Origin of the sequence: Dyadobacter sp. SG02 (assembly GCF_900109045.1) — a bacterium.
Lineage (GTDB): Bacteria > Bacteroidota > Bacteroidia > Cytophagales > Spirosomataceae > Dyadobacter.
On the sequence record NZ_FNYL01000035.1, the window covers coordinates 1 to 1,309 of the forward strand.

Sequence of the window (1,309 nt, forward strand, 5' to 3'; positions counted from 1 at the left end):
AAACAGATCAAATGTTTCTAACGAACCTATCTTTTTGCTCTCTTCATCATGTCAAAGAACTTTGCTCTGGACTTCCAAAACTCGTGGCAGCGATCATTTTCGCTACCGTTGTCCCTGATTGGGGGTGCAAAAGTAGTAAGCATATTTTAACTTCCAAACATTAGTAGAAAAAAAATTTAAAATTTTTTAAAAATAGCCTTGAACTACTCTCACACTATCCTTCCCTATTTCAGCGCCGAAGGAGGCCGACAGACATCGTTTGCTATATAAAAGGGTTTGAAAACAGAAGTAAGTCAAGAAAAAACCAGCCACCCTATCGATAAATGAAAGGTGACTGGCATTTTGCTTTTAACGCGCGCTTAGTGCACCCGCTTATTTCGGTTCTAATACCAGAACGGGTTTTCCCTCTTCGCCCAGAAAGTATACCAGTAATTTGGCGGGTTTGGTTTTGCTCAGGTTTTTGGTTCCATTGTGTAGTCCGTCCGGCTGCTCATAAAACGGGTCCCCCTTCTTTTTAATAGACTTTTCACCTTCAAAAGTGACTTCAATTTCTCCCTCTAAAACATAACCAAACACTGCGATGGGATGTCTGTGCGGCGGCGACACTTCGCCCGGCGCATAAGTGACGATTGCCATGCGTACTTCTTTACCTTCCAAACCGGGCGTATCCAGTTTCTTTTTGTAAATGATCTCAGGCGTTGTAGCGGCATGGTTGGCGCTTGAATGTTGGCCGATCGCATAGGTCGAAATCAATGATGTTAAGAGAATTGTCGCAATTGTTTTCATAAACTTCTGAATTTGGGATTATGGTAAATTCGGGTCGTTTGAAGTATTGACCCACTTGCTTTTACCATTACATAGCAATGCACATACCACTCACCTACTACGCTCTTTATCAGCTATGTACCCCAATAAACAACAATAGAAAACCGCCGATATTTCGTAGATCGACAAATTCGGCTACGAAATATCGTGTTCGTCGACAAGGCAGTGCAAACAAACTGGCTACCAAATACTCGTGGGTTTGTGTTTGGGCCTGTCCGCTTTTTCTCCTTCCTGTTTCTTCACCAACAGATATACAACCCGGTGACTGGCAAACTTGAACAAAACAATGAACCATACCCCCTATCTATACAGCCTGCTTCGAAAATCCTTCAAAAAAAATACCATTATCTGAACCAAGTTTATTTACCGATCGTTCGGTATTTATAAACGATAGAAAAATGGCCTACGCAAAAGTTGAACACGATGTCGTAATCGACAAACTGATGGAAGTCTTTCGTTCCTCGGGCTACGACGGTTCGAGTAT

At 42.2% G+C, this 1,309-nt stretch carries 1 protein-coding gene; it reads right to left on the minus strand.

Annotated elements, in window-relative coordinates; genetic code table 11:
* Nucleotides 1-372: 372 nt before the first annotated feature.
* Nucleotides 373-786 (minus strand): cupin domain-containing protein, encoded by a 414-nt coding sequence (locus BMW93_RS35040; protein WP_090387481.1) that lies wholly within the window; start codon nt 784-786, stop codon nt 373-375.
* Nucleotides 787-1,309: the final 523 nt, after the last annotated feature.